Annotated in this window: 3 protein-coding genes and 1 pseudogene; all 4 read right to left on the reverse strand. The window is 72.5% G+C overall.

Features of this window, described 5'->3' with window-relative positions; translation table 11 throughout:
* Positions 1-56: 56 nt before the first annotated feature.
* Positions 57-509, reverse strand: coding sequence for a hypothetical protein (locus JFB92_RS10435; RefSeq protein WP_199037821.1), 453 nt, complete (start codon positions 507-509; stop codon positions 57-59).
* Positions 506-1,036 carry a hypothetical protein gene (locus tag JFB92_RS10440; protein ID WP_199037823.1) on the reverse strand — a complete coding sequence of 177 codons (531 nt, stop codon included), beginning with the start codon at positions 1,034-1,036 and terminating at the stop codon, positions 506-508. Before JFB92_RS10440 ends, JFB92_RS10435 begins: the two co-directional genes overlap by 4 nt.
* Positions 1,037-1,047: 11 nt before the next feature.
* Positions 1,048-1,419: a hypothetical protein gene (locus tag JFB92_RS10445; protein ID WP_199037825.1), complete on the reverse strand. Its 372-nt coding sequence runs from the start codon at positions 1,417-1,419 to the stop codon at positions 1,048-1,050.
* Positions 1,410-2,198, reverse strand: a pseudogene (locus tag JFB92_RS10450) (hypothetical protein); the annotation flags it as partial. The pseudogene JFB92_RS10450 and the gene JFB92_RS10445, both read right to left, overlap by 10 nt.

Below are 2,198 nucleotides of genomic sequence, written 5' to 3' on the forward strand. Positions count from 1 at the left end.
GCCGCCGGGCCTTCGGCCCGGCGGCTTTCCGCTTTCTGGTGTTGACTGTCGGCCTGTCAGTTGTAGAGCCAGGTGGCGATGATGTTCTGGGCCTTGGTGATCGCTTCGTCGAGGTTGGTCTTGAACTCGGGTTCGTGTCGGACCTGCCAGGTCAGCAGTAGGTTCGCGCAGGCGGTCTGCTGGCCGCCGTCGAGCAGCTCCATGAGGTGTTCTTCGCCGTAGACGGCTCTGATGTACGCCTCGACCGCGAAGAAGTCCATCGGCGGTTCGGCGTGGCGGTAGCCGCTCCTGATCTCGGCCATGAGCCGGTCGAGCCCGTCCCAGTCGAGGCCGGTCCGCTCGATGTCCCCGAACCGATGCGCCAAAGCGACGATGCTGGCGGCCTGGAGGTACAGGCGGGCGGTCGTGGCATCGCTCTTGTCGAACTGCTCGCGGAACTGCGCGGCCCGCTCGCCCTCGCCCCTCGCCAGCGCGGTGATGTGGAACCGGTGGAGACGCTCCTTGCTCATTCTGGGTTCACCTCCTCTCGGCCGGACGCAGCGGCACCTGGTGCGGTCGTGCGCCAGTGGGCCAGGGACGGGGCCTCGAAGGCCCCGGCCAGCCACTCGCGGCCGAGCTGTTCGGCCAGATCGAACCGCTCGTCCATGGCCTCCTCGCTTTCGCCGGGGTCGATCAGGGCCTCCATGACCGCCCACATATAGGTCGGCTGCTCGGCTTGGGCGATCTCCATCAGCACCTGCGGCCGCTGGTCGAACATCGCCTTCACCATCGCCTCGGCCTTGAGCGGGTGGAACCGGTCGTCGTCGCGATGACGCTGGTGGAGGCGTTTGGTGAGCGCGGCCAGCGCGGTCCGGTCGAGTTCGTCGCCGAAGTGGTCGAGGACGATCTCGCCGAACAGGGTCGTGGTGAAGATCAGGTGGGTGATGCGGCCCTCCATGCGCGCCTGGTCGGCGAGCCTGCGGGCCTCGGCGGTGTCGCCGCGCAGTCTCGCCTTGGCGTGGGCGCGGTAGGCGGCGGTGATCTCGTCGTGGCTCATGGACATGACGTTCACCCCTCGCACCAGCGCTGGGCGGTACGCCAGGCTTCGAGTCCGGTGCGTTTGAGTGGTTCGGTGTGGTCGCCCGCCCTCGTCCAGGCCAGGTGGGATTGGTCGGTGACCTGGAGCAGGGGCGAGCCGGAGGGCAGGCCGGTGAGGTAGCCGAAGACCGGCCGGGTCGCCTCAGGGAAGGCGACCCACAGGCGCGGGGCCTCGGTGAGTGTGCCGAACTGGACGGTCCTGCCGCCGATCTCGGTGGTGCCCAGGACGGTCAGGGCTTGGTCGATCGGGGCCGAGATCGCGCGGACCGGCAGCGGGATCTGCGCGAGCGCGGCCGCGTAGGCGCCTCGGGTGCGGTGTGGTGCGGTTCTGCCTAGGCCCATGCCGGCACCCCTGCCCGGGCGCGTTGGGTTCCGGCGATGGCGCGGGCCATGGCGGCCGCGCGTGCCGGTCCGCCGTGGGTCTTCACCGGCGCTGCCGGGCCGGTCGGCTCGCCGCGCCCCGATCGGGCTGGGGCCTGCATCGGGACGCCCGGGCCGGTCGGCTGGCCGCGGTCCGGGCCCAAGGGGACCCCCGGCTGCGGGAAAGCGGCTTCGCCGCTTGGCACGCTCCCCGGTGCGGGGGCGGCCACGCACGTCGGTCCCTGTCCGGCCCGTTGGCGTGCCAAGCGGCAGAGCCGCTTTCCCGCAGCCGGGGTCTCTTGTGGCCCGGGTGTCGGTTCGGCCCCGGCCTCCGGTCCGGCCCCGGCCTCCGGTCCGGCCCCGGCCTCCGGTCCGGCCCCGGGTGTCGGTCCGGCCCCGGCGCTCAGGGACCGGATGAGCGCGAACAGCCACCGCGCCAGGCGCATCCACATCAGCAGCGCGAGCCCGGCCTCACGGTCGAGCGCGGACTCACCCGACCGGCGAACCGGCTGACGCTGGTGCGCGGCGGCCAGCGGCGCCGAATCGGCCATGAACCGGCCCCACGCCTGCTCCCGCAGACTCGCATCGACCGCCGCATTCGTGTCGGCCTCGGTCCAGAACCGGCGGCGTGACCGGCCCGGGCCCTGCGGGTCGGCGGCCGCGTTCCCTCCCGAGCCCGGGCCCAGGGACGGATCCGCACCCGAGTCCGGGCCCAGGGACGGATCCGCCACCGGGCCCGGGGACGGGCGACCGGAGCCTGA

The organism is Glycomyces salinus, assembly GCF_016428645.1.
In the GTDB taxonomy this organism is placed as follows: domain Bacteria; phylum Actinomycetota; class Actinomycetes; order Mycobacteriales; family Micromonosporaceae; genus Glycomyces; species Glycomyces salinus.

Coding starts and splice junctions, on each gene's coding strand:
- JFB92_RS10435 (WP_199037821.1), bottom strand. CDS start 509: ATGAGCAAGGAGCGTCTCCACCGGTTCCACATCACCGCGCTGGCGAGG.
- JFB92_RS10440 (WP_199037823.1), bottom strand. CDS start 1,036: ATGAGCCACGACGAGATCACCGCCGCCTACCGCGCCCACGCCAAGGCG.
- JFB92_RS10445 (WP_199037825.1), bottom strand. CDS start 1,419: ATGGGCCTAGGCAGAACCGCACCACACCGCACCCGAGGCGCCTACGCG.